16 protein-coding genes are annotated in these 19,303 nt (G+C 65.4%); 11 read left to right on the top strand and 5 right to left on the bottom strand.

Annotated elements, in window-relative coordinates; all coding sequences use genetic code 11:
- The first annotated feature begins 174 nt into the window (after positions 1-174).
- Entirely contained in the window at positions 175-3,030 is a 2,856-nt protein-coding gene (gene polA, locus M3P36_RS01695; RefSeq protein WP_249699276.1) for a DNA polymerase I, read from the top strand.
- Between the two features lie 11 nt (positions 3,031-3,041).
- On the top strand, positions 3,042-4,142 hold the full coding sequence (locus M3P36_RS01700) for a mechanosensitive ion channel family protein (RefSeq protein WP_249699279.1): 1,101 nt from the start codon (positions 3,042-3,044) through the stop codon (positions 4,140-4,142).
- A 164-nt stretch (positions 4,143-4,306) separates the two neighbouring features.
- On the opposite strand, the gene M3P36_RS01705 is transcribed toward M3P36_RS01700, so the two are convergent.
- Entirely contained in the window at positions 4,307-6,610 is a 2,304-nt protein-coding gene (locus tag M3P36_RS01705) for a CDC48 family AAA ATPase (protein ID WP_249699292.1), read from the bottom strand.
- A 422-nt stretch (positions 6,611-7,032) separates the two neighbouring features.
- Between M3P36_RS01705 and M3P36_RS01710 the strand changes: the two genes are divergently transcribed.
- From M3P36_RS01710 to M3P36_RS01750, 9 genes are all read left to right on the top strand, one after another.
- Positions 7,033-7,752 carry a CoA transferase subunit A gene (locus M3P36_RS01710; protein ID WP_249699302.1) on the top strand — a complete coding sequence of 240 codons (720 nt, stop codon included), beginning with the start codon at positions 7,033-7,035 and terminating at the stop codon, positions 7,750-7,752.
- Positions 7,752-8,933 (top strand): hypothetical protein, encoded by a 1,182-nt coding sequence (locus tag M3P36_RS01715; RefSeq protein ID WP_249699306.1) that lies wholly within the window; start codon positions 7,752-7,754, stop codon positions 8,931-8,933. The genes M3P36_RS01710 and M3P36_RS01715 overlap by 1 nt, the downstream gene beginning before the upstream one ends.
- A 16-nt stretch (positions 8,934-8,949) precedes the next feature.
- Positions 8,950-9,609 (top strand): CoA transferase subunit B, encoded by a 660-nt coding sequence (locus tag M3P36_RS01720; protein ID WP_249699310.1) that lies wholly within the window; start codon positions 8,950-8,952, stop codon positions 9,607-9,609.
- Between the two features lie 4 nt (positions 9,610-9,613).
- On the top strand, positions 9,614-10,318 hold the full coding sequence (locus tag M3P36_RS01725) for a glutathione S-transferase family protein (RefSeq protein WP_249699312.1): 705 nt from the start codon (positions 9,614-9,616) through the stop codon (positions 10,316-10,318).
- Positions 10,315-10,929 (top strand): class I SAM-dependent methyltransferase, encoded by a 615-nt coding sequence (locus tag M3P36_RS01730; protein WP_249699314.1) that lies wholly within the window; start codon positions 10,315-10,317, stop codon positions 10,927-10,929. Before M3P36_RS01725 ends, M3P36_RS01730 begins: the two co-directional genes overlap by 4 nt.
- Before the next feature lie 64 nt (positions 10,930-10,993).
- Entirely contained in the window at positions 10,994-11,539 is a 546-nt protein-coding gene (locus M3P36_RS01735) for a GbsR/MarR family transcriptional regulator (protein ID WP_249699321.1), read from the top strand.
- An 80-nt stretch (positions 11,540-11,619) separates the two neighbouring features.
- Complete coding sequence (locus M3P36_RS01740) at positions 11,620-11,994, top strand: hypothetical protein (RefSeq protein ID WP_249699323.1); 375 nt, start codon at positions 11,620-11,622, stop codon at positions 11,992-11,994.
- A 59-nt stretch (positions 11,995-12,053) separates the two neighbouring features.
- Positions 12,054-12,527: a hypothetical protein gene (locus M3P36_RS01745; protein ID WP_249699324.1), complete on the top strand. Its 474-nt coding sequence runs from the start codon at positions 12,054-12,056 to the stop codon at positions 12,525-12,527.
- Positions 12,528-13,165: 638 nt separating this feature from the next.
- Entirely contained in the window at positions 13,166-14,452 is a 1,287-nt protein-coding gene (locus tag M3P36_RS01750) for a spinster family MFS transporter (protein ID WP_249699327.1), read from the top strand.
- Here M3P36_RS01750 and metK read toward each other — a convergent pair.
- The 4 genes from metK to prmC all read right to left on the bottom strand — a co-directional run bounded on the left by metK (position 14,433) and on the right by prmC (position 19,302).
- Positions 14,433-15,638, bottom strand: coding sequence for a methionine adenosyltransferase (gene metK, locus M3P36_RS01755; RefSeq protein ID WP_249699336.1), 1,206 nt, complete (start codon positions 15,636-15,638; stop codon positions 14,433-14,435). The genes M3P36_RS01750 and metK overlap by 20 nt on opposite strands.
- A 49-nt stretch (positions 15,639-15,687) precedes the next feature.
- Positions 15,688-17,316 carry an apolipoprotein N-acyltransferase gene (gene lnt, locus M3P36_RS01760; RefSeq protein ID WP_249699347.1) on the bottom strand — a complete coding sequence of 543 codons (1,629 nt, stop codon included), beginning with the start codon at positions 17,314-17,316 and terminating at the stop codon, positions 15,688-15,690.
- A 14-nt stretch (positions 17,317-17,330) separates the two neighbouring features.
- The gene (locus M3P36_RS01765) at positions 17,331-18,242 is read right to left on the bottom strand and encodes a DUF4167 domain-containing protein (RefSeq protein WP_249699349.1); all 912 of its coding nucleotides are present in this window, start codon (positions 18,240-18,242) and stop codon (positions 17,331-17,333) included.
- A gap of 235 nt (positions 18,243-18,477) precedes the next feature.
- The gene (gene prmC, locus M3P36_RS01770; protein ID WP_249699360.1) at positions 18,478-19,302 is read right to left on the bottom strand and encodes a peptide chain release factor N(5)-glutamine methyltransferase; all 825 of its coding nucleotides are present in this window, start codon (positions 19,300-19,302) and stop codon (positions 18,478-18,480) included.
- Position 19,303: the final 1 nt, after the last annotated feature.

Consider the following 19,303-nt stretch of genomic DNA (forward strand, 5'->3'; position numbering starts at 1 on the left):
CCAAAGCTGGCCTTCAGGGCCTGCTTGCCGCCTAATTACTGCCACAATTGAAGCCGCGCAAGCGAAATATGGCGAGAATGCGGCGAGCTGAAGCACAGTCCCGGGCACAACTGCCCCAATTCTGCCCGCACATCGCCGATGACCGCGCTGCGCAACACTGCTAGCACGCCCCATATGAGCGAAAAGCAGCATCTCTACCTGGTCGATGGATCATCCTACATCTTTCGCGCCTATCACCGCCTCCCGCCGCTGACCAATCCGGAAGGCACGCCGGTAGGCGCGGTCTATGGCTATACGACCATGCTGTGGAAGCTGGCGACCGATCTCGACAAGGCCGAAGGGCCAACGCACCTGGCGGTCATCCTCGACAAGGCGAGCCATTCGTTCCGCAATGATATCTACGACCAGTACAAGGCCAACCGCCCACCCCCGCCCGAAGACCTGGTGCCGCAGTTCCCGCTGATCCGCGATGCCACCCGCGCCTTTTCGCTGCCCTGCATCGAGGAAGAGGGGCTGGAAGCGGACGACCTGATCGCCTCCTATGCCCGCGCCGCCACCCGCAAGGGCTGGGACGTGACAATTGTGTCCAGCGACAAGGACCTGATGCAGCTGGTCGGCAAATGTGCCGAGCCGGATGACGGAGTCGAAGGCGGCTGCATCGACATGCTCGACACGATGAAAAACCAGCGGATCGACATTCCCGAAGTGGTCGAGAAGTTCGGCGTGGGGCCGGAGCTGGTGGGCGACGTGCTGGCGCTGATGGGCGATTCGGTGGACAATGTGCCCGGCATCTTCGGCATCGGCCCCAAGACCGCCACCAAGCTGATTCAGGACCACGGGAGCCTGACAGCCGCTCTCGATGCCGCGCAAGCCATGAAGCCATCGAAGCTGCGCGAACGGCTGATCGAGCACCGCGCCGATGCAGAGATGAGCCGTATCCTCGTGCAGCTGAAGGAAGACGCGCCCCTTCCCCAGCCATTGGACGAATTCAAGCTGGACGGCGTGCCGCCCGAACCGCTGGCTGCGTTCCTTTCCCGCCACGGTTTCACCAGCCTGTTGAAGCGGCTCGATGCTGGCGCGGGCAGCCCGTCGCGAACGACCGACCTCAATCCGGCCAGGCAGGATTTGGCAGGTGCGCCGGTCTCGCCCGCGGGCAACCGCCAACCGATGCCCGAATGGCCGGCCATCGACCTTTCCGCCTATGAATGCGTGCAGACGATGGAGCGGCTGGAACACTGGATCGCGCGGGCCTTTGCCGCGCGTGTGGTTGCGGTCGATACGGAAACCAGCGCGCTCGATGCCATGTCCGCCCGGCTGGTGGGCATCAGCATGGCACTGGGGCCGAACGATGCCTGCTATATTCCGCTGGGCCACGGCGGGACCGACATGTTCGCCGAAAAGCCGGAACAGGTGCCGCTGGACCAGGCGATTGCCGCGCTCAAGCCCTTGCTGGAAAGCGATGCGGTGCTGAAGGTCGGGCAGAACATCAAGTATGACTTGAACGTGCTCGCCCGCCACGGGATCGCGGTGGCGCCGATAGACGATACGATGCTGCTCAGCTTCGATCTCGATGCAGGGCGCTCGGAAGATGGCATTGGCGGCGGCCATGGCATGGACGAGCTGGCGCAGCGCCACCTCGGCCACACCTGCATCGCCTTCAAGGACCTGTGCGGTACGGGCCAGAAACAGATCTCCTTCGCCGAAGTGCCGCTGGAAAAGGCCACGCCCTATGCGGCGGAGGATGCCGAGGTGACCTGGCGACTGTACAAGCTGCTCAAACCGCGCCTCGCACTGGAAGGGTCGACGCGGGTTTACGAGCGGGTCGACCGCCCGCTGATCCCGGTGGTTGCCCGCATGGAGCGCGAAGGCATCAAAGTTGATCGCGCGGCACTGGCCCGCCTGTCCGAACAGTTCGCCACGCGCATTGCCGGGGTAGAGGGCGAAATCCACGAAATCGCGGGCGAACCTTTCACCATCGGCAGCCCCAAGCAGCTGGGCGACGTGCTGTTCGACAAGCTTGGCTACAAGGGCGGGCGCAAGGGCAAGAGCGGGCAGTATTCGACCGACCAGACGATCCTCGAAGGGCTCGCTGCGCAGGGTGCCCCTATCGCCGACAAGGTGCTGGAATACCGCCAGCTGTCGAAGCTGAAGAGCACCTATACCGATGCGCTGCAGGCGGCGATCAACCCCGCCACGGGCCGCGTCCACACCTCCTATTCCCTCTGCGGGGCGCAGACCGGGCGGCTGTCCTCCACCGATCCCAACCTGCAGAACATCCCCATCCGCACCGAAATCGGGCGCGAAATCCGCAAGGCCTTCGTGGCCGAGGAAGGATGCGTGCTGCTGGCGGCCGACTATTCGCAGATCGAACTCAGGCTGGCGGCCCACATGGCCGATGTCGATACATTGAAAGAAGCCTTTGCCGCCGGCGAGGACATCCACGCCCGCACCGCGCGCGAAATGTATGGCGATGTCACCCGCGATACGCGTGCGGCGGCCAAGACCATCAACTTCGCCATCCTCTACGGCATCTCGCGCTGGGGGCTGGCCGGGCGGCTGGGGGTCGAGGCGGACGAGGCCCAGGCCATGATCGACCGCTATTTCCAGCGCTTTCCCGGCATCCAGCGCTATATCGTCAGCACGCTGGAGCAGGTGCGCGAGCAGGGCTATTCGCAGACGCTGTTCGGCCGCAAGACCTGGTTCCCGCGCATCAAGAGCGCCAACCAGGCCGAACGGCAGGGTAGCGAACGCGCCGCGATCAATGCGCCGATCCAGGGCACCAGCGCCGACATCATCAAGCGTGCCATGGCCCGGATGTTGCCTGCCCTCGCCGATGCCGGCCTGCCGCAGGTGCGCATGCTGCTGCAGGTGCACGATGAACTGGTGTTCGAATGCCCGGCGGGCGATGTTGCTGCCGCCAGCCCGGTCATCCAGCGGGTCATGGCCGACGCCGCCTTGCCTGCGGTAAAGCTGGACGTGCCGCTGGGGGTAGAGATCGGCCACGGAACAAGCTGGGACGACGCGCACTGATGCCAGAGCCAATGCAAAACCTGATCGACCGCCTGCCCGCGTGGTTCCCCGATGTGGCCTTTGCCCTGCTGCTGGTCGGCTTGGGCGTGTTCGCGGCGCTGCTGGTCCACCGCATTGCCTTCAGAATCCTCGACCGGATCACCGGCGAGAGCGAGACCAGTTCGGACGGCATCGTCGTCGCCCATATCCGCCGCCCCGCCCGCTGGGCGCTGGTGGCGCTGGGCATAGTGCTGGCCGCGCGCGAGACTGCGCTGGTGGACGATGCCTGGCACAAGGTCGCGGGCTTCGTGATGCCTGCGCTGGTCGGCTGGATGGCGCTGTCGATCATGAAGGCGCTGGTCGAGGCGGCCGTCCTCAAGGCCGATATCACCGTGTCCAACAACCTCGAGGCACGACGCAAGCGCACCCGGCTGGCGATTTTCAGCCGCATCGGCGCCTTCCTCATCATCTTCGTGACCGTCGGCCTGATGCTGCTGTCGATCCCCGGCGTGCGCGATGTGGGCGTGACCTTGATGGCTTCGGCGGGCCTTGCCGGCCTGGCAGTTGGCGCGGCGGCGCAACCGGCGCTCAAGTCCCTCATATCGGGCCTGCAGATGGCGCTGACCGAACCGATCCGCATCGACGACGTGGTTATCGTCGATGGCCAGTGGGGTCGCATCGAGGATATCCGCACGACCTATGTCGTGGTGAAGATCTGGGACGAGCGGCGGCTGATCGTGCCGTCCAATTTCTTCCTCGAACAGACATTCCAGAACTGGACCCGCCACGGCGCCGAACTGCTCGGCACGGTGTTCCTGCACCTCGATCCGCTGGCCGAGATTGCCCCCCTGCGGGCTGCTTTCGAGGACATGGTGGAGAACCATCCGCTGTGGGACGGGCGCGCCAAGGCCATGCAGGTGACCGAAACCGGCCCCAGCTCGATCGAGGTGCGCCTGCTGATGAGCGCGGCCAATTCGGCCAATGCCTTCGACCTGCGCTGCGCGGTGCGCGAAGGCATGCTCGAATGGATCCGCGTCAACCAGCCGCGCGCCATCGCCCGCCAGCGGGTGGATGCGCCCGATGCAGCGGGGCTCGAGATGGATGCCGCCCCGCCGATCGAACCGGCGGGGTGAAGATGATGCCACCGCTTCAAGCCCAGTAGCAAACCTCCGTTCGCCTCGAGCGAAGTCGAGAGGCCGGGCGCGGTGTCTCGACTTCGGAGCCTTCAGCTCCGAAGTTTATCCTGAGCGAAGTCGATGGGCTCGACACGAACGGGATCAGCCAACGAGTTTGCCTCTCAGTGCTTGGAATCGCGGGTCGATTCCACCATGCCTTCCCACAGGAAGCCGATGGGCTTCACTTCCAGCGCTTTGCGCTTCAGTTCGCCCTTCATCTTGGCATATTCGGCTTCCATCTGCTCGGTCACCGTGGCGCGGCTGTCGGCCAGGGCCTCGGTGAAATCGGCGGCGGTCACGTTGTCTGGCGCTTCCTTGCTGCGGCGGATGGCGTTGAGGCCCGCTCGGCGGACCACATCCTCCAGGTCCGCGCCGGTATAGCGCACCGTGTCCGCTGCGATCTTTGCCAGGTCCACGTCGTCTGCCAGCGGCATGGCCTTGGTATGGATCTTGAGGATATGCTCGCGCCCGCCCTGGTCCGGCGGGCCGACATAGATCAGTTCATCGAACCGGCCGGGACGCAGCAAGGCCGGATCGATCAGCGCCGGGCGGTTGGTCGCCGCGATCACTACGATGGAGTTCAACTCCTCCATCCCGTCCATTTCGGCCAGGATCGTGTTGACCACGCGGGCGGTCACTTGCGGCTCCCCGCCGCCAGACCCACGCGCCGGAACCAGCGAATCGATCTCGTCGATGAAGATCACGCAAGGGGCCACGGCTCGGGCGCGGGCGAACATGCGGGCAATCTGCTGCTCGCTTTCGCCGTACCATTTGCTGAGGAGGTCGGAGCTTTTCATCGAGATGAAATTGGCTTCCGATTCCTTGGCCACGGCCTTGGCCAGCAGGGTCTTGCCGGTGCCGGGCGGGCCATAGAGCAGGAAGCCCTTGGCCGGACGGATGCCCAGCCGCTCGAAGGCAGCGGGGTTCTTCAAGGGCAGTTCCACCCCTTCACGCAGCCGTTCTTCCGCCTCGCCCACGCCGCCGATGTCCGACCAGCCGACCTTGGGGGCCTGGACCATGACTTCGCGCATGGCCGATGGCTGGACGCGCTTCAGCGCCTCGCGGAAATCGTCCTTTTCCACGCAGAGGTCTTCGAGCACGTCAGCCGGAATCTCGCGCGCGTCAAAATCGATGCGTGGCATGATCCGGCGCACGGCCTCGATAGCGGCTTCCCGCGCCAGGGCGGCAAGATCGGCGCCGACGAAGCCATGGGTGCTGCGGGCCATTTCAGCGAGGTCCACCCCGGTCCCCAGCGGCATTCCACGGGTGTGGATGGCGAGGATCTCGCGCCGCCCGCTTTCGTCGGGCACGCCGACCACGATCTCGCGATCGAACCGGCCGGGGCGGCGCAGCGCCTCGTCAATCGCGTCCGGGCGATTGGTGGCGGCGATGACCACGATGTTGGATTTGGACAGCCCGTCCATCAGGGTAAGCAATTGTGCCACCAGCCGCTTTTCCGCCTCGCCCGAAACGTTCTGCCGCTTGGGCGCGATGGAATCGATCTCGTCGATGAACACGATGGCCGGCGCGGCGCGCTCGGCCTGCTCGAACACTTCGCGCAGCCGCTTCTCGCTCTCGCCATAGGCCGAGCCCATGATTTCCGGGCCGTTGATGGTGAAGAATTCGGCGTCGCTTTCGTTCGCCACGGCCTGGGCCAGCCGGGTCTTGCCGGTGCCGGGCGGGCCGTGCAGCAGCACGCCCTTGGGCGGATCGACCCCCAGACGGGTGAACAGTTCAGGGTAGCGCAGCGGCAGTTCGACCATTTCGCGCAACTGGCGGATGGTGTCCTCCATCCCGCCGACATCGTCATAGTTGACCGTGCCGCGTCCGCCCTGCGGTTCCTCGAACTCGGCGCGCAATTCCACCACGGTGTCCTCGTCGATCTGGACGATCCCCTTGGGCACGGTGGACACCACCTGCAGGCGGATTTCGGTGAGGGCATAGGCAGGCGCGTTGAACAGGCGGCGTACTTCGGGCGGCATGTTCTGCACCGGCTGCTGGCCGTGGGTGGCGACAAGGTCGCCCGCGCTCAAGGGATGCTTGAAAAACACGCGCTTCAGTGCCTCGGTCGGGCCCTGCAGGCGCATTTCGGGGCGCGCCGGGGCGAAGACCACGCGGGTGGCCGGCTTGGGGCTGGCCCGGCGCACGATCACGTGTTCACCGGAGGATGTGCCCGCATTGCCGCGCTGCAAGCCATCCAGCCGGACGACTTCGAGCGCCTCGTCCTCGGGATAGGCAGGCAGGGCAATAGCGGCAGAGGCGCGCTTGCCGGTGATCTCTACCGGATCGCCTTCGGTAATGCCCAGCGCCTGGAAGGCGGAACGCGGCAGGCGGGCCACGCCACGGCCCGATTCTTCCTGGCGGGCGGCGGCCACCTGCAACCTGACCGTGCCTGCTTCCAGCTCGCCCGCACCTGCATCTGCCATCCAAAGCTGTCCTGTCCTGCTAACTTGTCAGCAGAAGCTAGGAAGCGGCAGGACTGAATGCAAACCGCCATTGCGGTCGCCGGCCAGCGGCGGGGCAAAAAGAGAGGCCCGGTTGTTGCCAACCGGGCCTTGGAAAGTTTTGGGAGAGGATGCCTGAAAGGCCCGATCTTTATGCGCAAATCGCATTCTTCTCGCAAGTGCGAAATATGCAACGTCAGTTGATATTTTTGCAATCCAATGTAAATGCCCGTGTTTTAAGGTATTATGTTCCAACCGGGGGTCAGAATAGTTACATCCGCCCCCGGATTGGGCGGCGCGAACCCTGGAAATGGTGCAGCGCAACATATCGGGAGCGGGGTGACAAACCCCGGTCGACCGCCTATTCCCGCATGAACAATATCCCAGCGAAAGACCGGCCGCTTATGAAGAAGCTTTATCCCGATGCAGTCAGCGCGCTCGATGGCCTGCTGTCCGACGGGATGACCATCGCCAGCGGCGGGTTCGGCCTTTGCGGTATTCCCGAACGGCTGCTCACCGCAATCCGCGATTCCGGGGTGAAGAACCTGACCTTTGCCAGCAACAATGCCGGGGTTGATGGTGAAGGCATCGGCATGCTGCTGCGCACGCGGCAGGTGGCGAAGATGATCTCCTCCTATGTGGGCGAGAACAAGGAGTTCGAGCGGCAGTATCTGGCAGGCGAGCTGGAAGTGGAGTTCTGCCCGCAGGGCACCCTGGCCGAACGCATGCGCGCCGGCGGCGCGGGTATTCCGGGGTTCTACACCAAGACCGGCGTCGGCACCCAGGTAGCCGAGGGCAAAGAGGTGAAGGTGTTCGATGGAGAGGACTATATCCTCGAACGCGGGATCTTTGCCGACCTTGCCATCGTCAAGGCATGGAAGGCGGATGAGACCGGCAACTGCGTGTTCCGCAAGACCGCGCGCAATTTCAACCTGCCCGCCGCCACCTGCGGCAAGACCTGCGTGGTCGAGGTGGAGGAAATTGTGCCCGCTGGATCGCTCGACCCCGACTGCATCCACCTGCCCGGCGTCTATGTGCAGCGGATGATCGTCGGCGCGCCCTATGACAAGAAGATCGAGTTCGTGACGACGCGGGCCAGAGAGGCGGAGAAGGAGCAGGCCTGATGCTTGAAGGGGGACACCGGGGGCTTCGGCTGGTAGCAGCGCTGCTGGCAGCCAGCGCGCTGCAGGCCTGTGCCAACAACCCGCTGGCCATGATCGACGGGCCGTTCATTCCCGCCTTGGAGCGCGCCGCCGCAGCGGCAGCAGCGGCGGCCGAGCAGCAGGCAAGCGCGGCACCTGAAGCTGCACCGGTGATCGCGGCCGCTGAACCGGTGCAGGTCGCTGCCCCCGCGCCCCGGCCTGTTGCCCCCGCTCCGATCGAGCGTCCCTTGGCCGAACAGGTCCCGCCCGAGGATCTTGCCTATCCCGACCAGGCTTTCGTCGGCCCGGTTCTGACCGCGCCAGAGATGGCTGCGCTGACGGCGAGCACCGATGCTGCACCCGCCGGGGACCTGCCCGATGCCGTCGATGCGGACTTCCTGCCTCCCCAGCACGAACCCCTGCCCGCGCCACCTGTGCGGACAGTCGCCGCAGCGCCCTCCGCCAGTGGCCTGGTCGGCCCTGCCTCCGGCCCCGCCGAGCCGCCGGTGGAACTCGCCACCCGCCTGCCTTCCGCCTTCGACTTCGCCCCCGAACCGCCGCCCCGCGTGAGTGCTCCGCGCCCTGATGGCGCAGCCGCACCCATGGCTTCCGGCTTTGCCGCGTTCCACAATTTCGCCGTCGCCCGCCTCGCCGCGCCCGCGCCGCGCGGTGGCCGGGAATCGATGCTGCTGGCCGATCCGCCCAGCCTCGACCCGGCGCTGGTGACCTGCGCCAACCGCCCGCCCGCCGTGCTGCTCGACCTTGACCCCGCCAATGCCCTGGCCCCGCTGGTCGAGGGCGGCGCCACGCCGAACAGCATCGAACTGGGATCCTACCTTGCCGACCTGCGGCAGCGCGGGGTGACGGTGTACTGGATTACCGGCCACGGCCCCGATGCGGCCAGCGCAATCCGCCGCAGGCTGGTGGCCAGCGGCCTCGATTCCACCGGTCGCGACCCGCTGATCGTCACGCGGTTTGCCGGCGAGAGCAAGCAGGCCCGCCGACGGGCCCTGGGCGAAACCCACTGCCTTCTGGCCATCGCGGGCGACCAGCGCGCCGATTTCGACGAGCTGTACGATTTCCTGCTCGACCCAGCAGCAGCAGCCCAGCTGGAACGGCATGTCGACAACGGCTGGTTCCTCACCCCTCCCCCGCTCGATTGAAGGAGCAACCATTTCGATGACCACGCAAGACGGGCTAACCGCCGGCTGGACCCGTGAGCAGATGGCGCAGCGCGCCGCGCGCGAATTGCAGGACGGCTTCTACGTCAACCTCGGCATCGGCATCCCTACGCTGGTGGCCAACCACATTCCGCCGGGTGTGGAGGTGACGTTGCAGAGCGAGAACGGCATGCTCGGCATCGGCCCTTTCCCCTATGCGGATGAAGTCGATGCGGACCTGATCAATGCCGGCAAGCAGACCATCAGCGAACTGCCGCACTCTGCCTATTTCGACAGCGCGGCCAGCTTCGCCATGATCCGCGGCGGGCATATCGACCTCACCGTACTGGGCGCGATGGAAGTGAGCGAGGGCGGCGACATCGCCAACTGGATGATCCCCGGCAAGATGGTCAAGGGCATGGGCGGCGCGATGGACCTGGTCGCGGGCGTGAAGAAGATAATCGTGGTGATGGAACACACCAGCAAGCACGGCGAACCCAAGTTCATCCCCCGGTGCACCCTGCCGCTGACTGGGCGCAACGTGGTGGACATGATCATCACCGACCTGTGCGTATTCCAGCGGCCCGACCACGCCAGCCCGTTCCGCCTGGTCGAACTGGCACCGGGTGTCTCAGCCGAGGATGTGGCGGCGAAGACCAGCGCGCACTATGTGAGCTGAGGGCATGGCCCTCACCCTCCTCACCGCCAACCGCAACTATTCGAGCTGGAGCCTCAGGCCCTGGCTGCTGATGAAGGTCCTGGGCATTCCGTTCGAGGACCGTATCGAGCTGTTCGCCAAGCCCGCCAACTGGGCCGAGTTCCGCGCCTTCTCGCCCACCGGACAGGTGCCGGTGCTGATCGATGAGGACGCGCAAGGGGACCGCACCGTGTGGGATTCGCTCGGCATCGTGCTCTACCTGGCCGACCGCGACGACAGCATCTGGCCGCAGGACGAGGACGCCCGCGCCTTTGCCATGTGTGCGGTGACAGAGATGCACGGCGGGTTTGCGGCCCTGCGCAACCAGTGCACGATGAATGTCGGCGTGCGGGTCAGGATGGCACCGCACGACGCCGCCCTGGCGCGCGACGTGGCGCGTATCCGCGAGCTGTTCGAGGAAGGGCTGGACCGTTTCGGCGGGCCGTGGCTGGCCGGGCCGGACTTCACCGCAGTGGACGCCTTCTATGCACCGGTTGCCTTCCGGGTGCGGACCTATGGCCTCGATGTCGGACGCGGGCAGGCCTGGGTCGATCACGTGCTCGCTCACCCGGCCATGCTGGAATGGGAAGCGGCGGCCTTGCAGGAGCCGTGGCGCGAGGAAAGCCACGAGGCGGAACTGGCGGCGGCGGGTTCGATTGTGGCGGATTACCGGATGGGAAGCAAAACATGACCGAAGATCGCAAGTCCCACTGGGAAGATGTCTACACCACCAAGGCCGATGACAGTGTGAGCTGGTTCGAGGATAGCCCGGCCCTGTCGGTCAGTCTGATCACCCGGGCAGCGCCAGCACGCGGAGCGGCGATCGATATCGGCGGCGGTGGATCGCGCATGCCCGAAGCCTTGCTGGACCTGGGCTTTACTGATGTTGCCTGCCTCGACCTGTCAGCCGCCGCGCTTGATGTGGCGCGGCAACGGATGGGTGAAGCGGCAGGACGGGTGCGCTGGATCGTGGCGGATATCGCCGCCTGGCAGCCCGATCGCCAATACGACCTATGGCACGATCGCGCGGTGTTCCATTTCCTCACCCGGCCCGAGGACCAGGCGCACTATGCCGCAGCAGTCGCCAAGGGTCTTGCGCCCGGCGGCATTGCCATCATCGGCACTTTCGCCCCGGACGGGCTGGAGCGGTGTTCGGGCCTGCCGGTCATGCGGCACGACGGGCATAGCCTGTCAGCCATCCTCGGCCCCGGCTTCACCCTGCTGTCCGAATTGCGACATGACCATGTGACACCCGGCGGCATGGTCCAGAAATTCCAGTTCAGTACCTTTCGCAAGGACTAAGCCGAGCCGCTTGACAGTCGTGCTTCCACCGCTTATTTCTGAAATTACAGAAATAGGATAAACGATGCGACTCACCGATATCCCCGAGGCCCAGGCCTTCATCCTCCACTGGGGAGAGATGGGTAGCCATTGGGGAGTGAACCGCTCGGTCAGCCAGGTCCATGCCCTGCTCTACCTGTCGGATCGCCCGCTCCATGCCGAGGAGATCTGCGATACGCTGGGCCTCGCCCGCTCCAATGTCTCGACTGCGCTCAAGGAATTGCAGGGTTATGGCATCGTCCGCCGCCAGCACGTGGCAGGCGACCGGCGCGACCATTTCGTTGCCGAACTGGACCTGTGGGACATGCTGATGCGCATCAGCGCCGAGCGCAAGAAGCGCGAGATCGATCCGACCATCGCCGTCCTGGCCGAGCTGGCCGCCAAGCTGGAGCAGCGCGACGACGTGCCTGCCCATGTGAAGGAACGGATCGGCCGGATGCACCAGTTCATCGGCACGCTGGCCCACTGGTACGACGATGTCCGCCGCCTGCCCAAATCTACCCTCGTCACCCTGATGAAGCTGGGCGGCCGCGTGGCGCGCCTGATCCCAGGCAAGGGTAACCCCAACTAGCAGCCGCAAAGGAGACAACCCCGCCAAGGCACACCCGCGACCATGAGTTTCTGTTTTTACCGAAATAACAGGAGGACACGATGCTGATCGAACTGAGCTATGCCACCTATCTCGCCGCAGCCCTGGGCATGACCGTGTGGGTTGCCCGCACGCTGCGCACCAATGGCGAGATCTTCCTGATCGACTGCTTCGGCCATGACGAGAAGCTGGCGCGCAGCACCAACCACCTGCTGGTGACGGGGTTCTACCTCGTCAACATCGGCTTCATCCTGCTGGCGCTGCAACTGGGCCGCGAACCGCAAACCGCGCCCGAAGCAATCCGCTTCGTTGCCACCAAGGTCGGCCTTGCCGTGCTGGTGCTGGGCCTGTGGCACTTCTTCAACATGCACCTGATCGCGAAGTTCGGCCGCAAGGTGGGCCGCTGGCTGCGCGAGGCTGCGGTGCTGAACGGATAGGCTTGGCAGCGCAGGGGGCGGGCTGCGGCTCGCCCGATGCGCGAATGATGGAAGTTCCAATGGAAGACAACAGAGACGGACTGGCAAGCGCAATCCTGTGGGGCGGCCTCGCCACTGCGGGTTGCTACATGGCAATGCTGTTTTTCCCGTTGGTGGTGGACGAGCTGCTTCTGGCCGTCACCGCTGCCGGGTTCGTTGGCCTTATTGCGTGGATCATCGGGACCATCTGCGTCGCCATCGGAATGGTTGTGATCGGCTTGCCGACAAGCTTCATCCTCCGCAAACTCGAATGCGAAGACCCCCTGGTCTATGGCCTCGCGGGCGCACTCGCCGGATTCCTCGTGCCTTGCCTGCTGGGTTTCATCCTTGAAAGAACCATCAGCGAAGGAACCCTGTTCTTCGCCTTTCCCGGCCTTGTCGCCGGTGGAACTGCGGGCTTCGTCTGGGGCCGCGGGCTTCAACGGGCGGCTGATGAGGCCGAAGATGTTGAAGAGCTGATCGCGCATGATCGCGGGGAGCGCTGGCTGAGGTAAGCAAGGCCCTTCTTTCCTTCGCGCCTTCGCGCCTTTGCGTGACCAATAATCTCGCGCAAAGGCGCAAAGGCGCGAAGAGGTGAGCCAACGCCCTTCCCAGACTTCAACCTCACCCCTTCCCCTGTCACCCCGGCCTTGTGCCGTGGCGAGGCGTGATCCCGTTTGCCTATAGAGAAGCTCCGTCATCCTGAACTCGTTTCAGGATCCATCGGGCAGCAGGCGCAGCGTTGGCAAACGGCAGGTCACCGTGCGGCACCGTTGGCGTCCTAGCCCCCGCTCCGTGCGGGCGGAGGAATGGATCCTGAAACAAGTTCAGGATGACGTATTGGGTTGGGGCACGCCCAAACACCTTTCCTACAACCCGCCCGTCATGGCAGGCCCGATCCCCAACCCGTCAAAGGACCACCCATGCGCCCGCCAGCCACCTGCAAGCCGGCGATTTCTCCCGGACCCCTGTCACTTTGTCCGCTCGCCGCCATCCATATGAATAACAACACAAACATACCCCCAAACGAAAGTGATACCCTGTCACTTGTGTCACCTTTGTCCGCCACTCCCCCCGCTGTTTTCGCTTCCACCCGCCGCGATGTTGCGCTCTAACCTGCAGCCTGGGAGTGGAGAGCCTCACAACAATGGACATGCGCAAGAGTTCGCCGTGGTTCGCGCTGATCGTGCTGGCCATGATCAGCACCGTCGGCTTCATCGACCGGATCGTGGTCAACGTACTGGTCGAGCCGATCAAGACCGAATTCGGCCTGTCGGACAGCCAGGTTTCGCTGATGGGCGTGGCGTTCACCGTGCTCAATATCGGGCTGGCGCTGGTGGTGGCGCGGCAGGCGGAGCGGGTGCGGCGGCTGTCGTTGATCTCGTTCGGCACGCTGGCGTGGTCCGTCGCCACAGCGCTATGCGGCTGGGCGGGAAGCTGGATCCAGTTGCTGGTTGCCCGCATGGGCGTGGGCGTGGGCGAGGCGATCGGCCTGCCCAGCCTGCAATCGGTGATCTCCGACTATTTCCCCGCCAACAAACGCGGCATGGCGATCTCGGTTCTGATGCTGGCACCGGCCATGGGGGCGCTGATCGGCTTCATGGGGGGCGGCTGGATCGCGCAGGAATTCGGCTGGCGCGAGACCTTCCTGGTCGCCGCCGTGCCCGGCATTGTGCTCGCCGTGGTCGCCTGGTTGTGGGTGGCAGAACCCCGGCGCGGGGCGCACGATGCCGTGGCCGCCGATGACGAAACCGTGCCGCCGGTCAGCGCGGTGCTGAAGCGCCTGTTCGCCCTGCCCTCGGCGCGCCAGTTCGTGATCGCTTCGGCCTTTGCCGCCATGCTGGGCTTCGGGGTGAATTACTTCTTCACCTCGCTGATGATCCGCAAGTTCGACCTGGGGCTGGGCGAGGCCGGGATGTATGCCGGGCTGATCGCCAGCGCGCCTGCCGCCCTGTCGGTCATCATGCAGGGCATGCTGGGGGACAGGCTGGGCGAGAAGAACCCCGCCGCCTATGGCCTGATCCCGGCGGTCTGCCTGCTGATCGGCGGGCCGCTCTATGTCGTGGCGATCATGCAGGACGATCTGGTGCCGCTGCTGGTGCTGGTGAGCGTGGCGACCTTTTTGAACTTCGGCTACCTCGGCATCACCTATGCCGCGCTGCAGAACCTGATGCATCCGCGCATGCGGGCGACCTGTTCGGCCGTGCTCAACGTGGTCTATGGCGTGGCAAGCGCGCTGGGGCCGATCCTGGTTGGCCTGTTGAGCGACAGCTTCGCAGAGAGCCGGGGCGAAGTGGGCGGGCTGGCCATAGCCATGGCGATTACCGGCGCGCTCTATTTCTGGGCCGGGGTGCACTACCTGCTGGCAGCGCGGCGCTATGGCGCCGACCTGGCTTCCACCCGGTCGGCGCCTGTGCAGGTTACTTCAGGGCAGCCTTGAGGTCGTCCACCAGGTCGGTCTTTTCCCACGGGAAGTGATCGCCTTCGGCCTTGCGGCCAAAGTGGCCGTAGGCGGCGCTCTTGCGGTAGATCGGCTTGTTGAGGCCCAGGTGCGTGCGGATGGCGCGCGGGGTCAGGCCGCCCAGCTTGGCGATGCCCATGATCGCGGCTTCGATCGCGTCGTCGCCCACGGTGCCGGTGTCATGCGTATCGACATAGAGCGACAGCGGCTTGGACACGCCGATGGCATAGGCCAGCTGGATGGTGCAGCGGGTGGCAAGGCCGGCCGCGACAATGTTCTTGGCGAGGTAGCGGGTGATATAGGCCGCGCTGCGGTCCACCTTCGTCGGGTCCTTGCCGCTGAAGGCACCGCCGCCGTGAGGCGCGGCACCGCCATAGGTATCGACGATGATCTTGCGGCCGGTCAGGCCCGCGTCGCCATCGGGTCCGCCGATCTCGAAGGAGCCGGTGGGGTTGATGTGATACTCGGTCTCGCGCAGCAGGACCGGGGGGATCACGTCGGCCACCACGGCCTTCACATAGGCGTGGAGTTCGGCCTGCTTGTCGCCCTCGTCATAGCCCGGCGCGTGCTGGGTGGAGACGACCACCGCAGTGCAGGCTACCGGCAGGCTGCCTTCGTACTTCAGGGTCACCTGGCTCTTGCTGTCAGGCTCGAGGAAGGGGGCCTTGCCCGAGTGGCGGTCGGCCGCCATCCGCTCGAGTATCTTGTGGCTGTAGTACAGCGTGGCCGGCATCAGGTCGGGCGTCTCGTCGGTGGCATAGCCGAACATGATGCCCTGGTCGCCCGCGCCTTCATCCTTGTTGCTGCCCGCATCGACGCCTTGGGCGATGTGCGCCGACTGGCCGTGGAGGCGGTTGATGAATTCGAACTTGTCCCAGTGGAAGCCGTCCTGCTCGTAGCCGATTTCCTTGACCGTCTTGCGCACGGTCGCCTCGATCTCGGCCTGGGCGCCATCGGCCCAGGCGCCGTTCTCGTAGACGCCCTTGCAGCGGATTTCGCCCGCCAGCACCACCAGCTGCGTGGTCGTCAGCGTTTCGCAAGCGATGCGCGCTTCGGGATCTTTCGACAGGAACAGGTCGACGATGGCATCGGAAATCTGGTCCGAAACCTTGTCGGGATGGCCTTCGGAAACGCTCTCGGACGTGAAGAGATAGGATTCGCGCATGGTGGTCGGCTGCCCCCTTGGGAGTGTTGAGGTAAACTGCGTAGTGGGTCTATCGACGACTTTGCCGCATTGCAACAAAAGCGAGAAGCAGGAACAGGAAAGCCCAGCCAAGGGCAAGTGCATTGCCGGTGCGGGCAAACAGCGTCGAAGGCGCGGCTGGCGGCACGACTGCATCGATGCGGCCCGCCTCGTGCATCGGCAGCATGTGCCGGACCACGCCGCGCGCGTCGATGATGCCGGATATGCCGGTGGTGGTGGAGCGCAGGACCGGCAGCCCTTCCTCGATTGCCCGCATCCGGCTTTGGGCGAAATGCTGCGGTGGCCCTGCCGCGCCGAACCAGCCATCGTTCGACCCGGTGTAGATATAGTCGGGCCGCGCAGCCCGGTCGGTCACCTGGCCGGAGAAGATGATCTCGTAGCACACCTGGATCCCCGCCTGGCCATAGTCCCCCAGGTCGAGCGTCTGCGGTCCCGGCCCCGGCAGGAAATCTACGGCGCCCGGCACCAGCCGGCTGAGGCCCAGCGGTTCGAGCAGCCAGCGCATCGGCAGGTATTCGCCGTAAGGCACCAGATGCGCCTTGGAATAGATCGCGCGGATTTCGCCATCGTCGCCCAGCGCCAACACTGAATTGTAAGCGCCCGCCAACCGACCCTCGTCATTGATCTCCAGCCGCTGGCCACCGGTCAGCAGCAGGCTGTCCGGGCCAATGGTGCGGGCCAGCAGTGCGCGGGCAAAGGCCGGGCTGCCGAGCGTTGTGGTGCGATCATAATAGCGTTGCGGATAGCCGTCCTCGAGGTAGTCGGCCATGCCCGACTCTGGCCACAACACCAGCCGCGGCCCCTCCTGCCCTGCCAGCCGATGCGAACGTTGCAGCAGGCGCACGAGGTTGGCCTCGTAGAACAGCGGATCGTTGATGCGCGGCTGGCGGATATCGGGCTGGACCAGCGTGACCGCCAGCGTCCCATCCTCGCCCTCGCCCGCAGGCCAGTGCATTCCGGCGACCAGCAGCAGGCCGCCAAGCACGCCCGCCACCACCCGCCGTTCTAGCAGGGCGGCGACCCAACCTGCGGCAAGCAGCACGGCAAGGCCCGACAGGGCATAGGTTCCCATCCATGGCGCCAGCGCAGCAAGGCCGGGCCGGTCCATCGGGCCCAGCAGGACCATTCCAAAGGGGTTCCACGAATAGCCGGTGAAGACCCAGCTCCGCAGCCATTCGGCCACGATCCACATGGCGGCAAAGGCCAGCGCCATCGCTGTTCCGCGAACCCCTCGGGTAACTGCTCGCGCGGCCCCGGCGGCCAGCGCGGGATAGATGCCGAGATAGACCGCGATCAGCGGCACCGCCGCCCAGCCGAGCACGGCGGGCATGTTCGCCTGGTAGGTGAAGGCCGTCGCGATCCAGCTGTTGCCGAGGGTGAAATGACCGAGGCCAAACAGCCAGCCGAGCCATAGCGCCTGCTTCCAGCTGCGGGTGGCGGGGAGCAGGGCGGCAAACAGTCCCATCGCCAGCAGGGCAAGCGGCCACAGACCGATGGGCTGGAATCCGGTAGCGGCAACCACGCCCAGGCCGAGGGAGGCCAGCGCGGCGCGGCGCGGCATCGTGGCCGGATCGGGCAGCAGCGCTCTTATCGCGGCAGGGCGGATGGCAACGGGGCTGGCGGAAGGAAGTGCGGCCATCGCGCGCTATGCGATCAATCGACCGCTGCGAGTTCCTCTTCATCGCCCGAGCGGGCGCGCGGCATCTTCAGCCGGCGGCGTGGCTTTTCGGCGCTATCGTCCGATGCCTCATCACCACGCGGAGCGGGTGCATCTTCCGCAGGCTCGCTCTTGCTGCGGGCAATCGAGGGCGGGAGCAGCGAGGGATTGAAGCCCGCGTCGCCGCTGTCTGCTGTATCGTCATCAACCGGCTTGCGGGCGCGGGTCTTGCGGCGCGGCTTGCCCGAGAACGGGTTGTCGCCCTGGTCCTCGTCACCCTCGGCACCGGGCCGAACCTCGAACACGGCTTCGGCGGGAGGAGTATCGGCGCGTTGTTCGGCCTGCTGGTCATTGCGCGTGTCCTTGCGCGGACGGCGTTCCGGACGGCGTTCGCTGCGGGGCTCGCGCTGTTCGGAGCGGTTCTCGCTCTCGCCGCGATTATCACCCCTGCTCTCGCCCCGATCCTCGCCATCATCGTCCGAAGTTTCGTTGCGACGCGGCTGCTGTTGCTGGCGGTTCCGCCCCTCATCGCGACGCGGCTCGTCACGGCGGGATTCTTCCCGGCGACTCTCGCCCTGCTGCTGGTCTTCGCGATCATCGTCGTCGTCGCCATCATAGCCACTCTGTTCGCGGCCCTGCTGCGGGCGGCCATCGTCCTTGGTGGCGCGGCCATCGGCGATGACGCGGAAGTAGTGATCGGCGAACTGCAGGTAATATTCGGTCTGCACCCGGTCATCGTTGAGCTGGGCTTCCTGCGCCAGCTTGCGATATTTCTCCAGCATCTGCGGCGCATTGCCGCGCGCGCGGCTGTCGATCCGGTTGCCCTGGTTCCCGCCGCCGCTGTTGCCGCTACGATTGTTACCGCGGCCACGCCGACGGTTGTTGTTGTTATTGCGTTGGTTGTTCAAAGGAAATCCGTTTCCTTGATTGGGACCGGCAAGGCATTGTCGCCCCGGTCGCATGACCCCTCGTCACAGCGCGTCTTGCGCTTGTGGCTTCTCCGATCTGTGCCAAGCAAAGGACGTTGATCGCCACTTACAGAGCAAATTTAGGAGTTAGACCGCTGTGCCGGCAAAGTGCCTTGCGCCGCTGGTCTGGATTTGAGGTAGCTACTCGAAAAAGGTTTGCCAAGTGCTAATGTCATTATTGCCGCAGGATCAAGGCCCGCGGCCTTCCGCCCAGATCGCGGCGGCAACTTGCTGAAAAGCCGCAGGACGCCGCGATGGCCGAGACTGGTTCGGCTTGGCTCGCCCCGATTTCCAGCACCGCCACGCCACCGGCGTTGAGCAGGGCGGGAAGCTGCGGGATGAGCACGCGGTAGTCGTCGAGACCCTCGGGCCCGGCAAACAGCGCGCTGGAGGGTTCATGGTCGCGCACGCTGGCTTCGAGCGGGGCGTCGTCCTCCACATAAGGCGGGTTGGCGAGAATCAGGTCGAAGGTGCCCAGGCCCACGTCCCAGCCAGGTTGCGTCCAGTTGCGCTGGAGCATCTGCACCCGACCGTCCAGATCGAGCGCCACCGAATTGGTCCGCGCCACGTGCAATGCAGCGTGTGAAGCATCGATGCCCACCCCTCGCGCTTCAGGCATTTCGTGCAATACGGCCAGCAGCAGCGCGCCCGAGCCGGTGCCGCAATCAAGGACAGCCAGCGCGGCAGGGCAGGCTTCAAGCGCGGCATCGACCACGCATTCGCTATCGGAGCGCGGGATGAGGACGGCGGAATTGACAGCGAGGTCAAGCCCGCGAAACTCCTGTTTGCCGAGGATATAGGCCACCGGCTCATGCTCCGCCCGGCGGTCCACCAGAGCGGCGAAACTCTCCGGTTCCCCCTCGCCCATGTGGTGCAGCAACAGGTCCGAGCGGGTGCAGCCGAGGGCATGGGCCATCAGCAGTTCGGCATCGAGGCGGGCGGTATCGCTGCTGGCCGACAACCGCCCGGCTGCCACGCGCAGGGCTTCGGCGATGCTCAAT

It is taken from the genome of Altererythrobacter sp. KTW20L, assembly GCF_023501975.1.
Lineage (GTDB): Bacteria > Pseudomonadota > Alphaproteobacteria > Sphingomonadales > Sphingomonadaceae > Alteraurantiacibacter.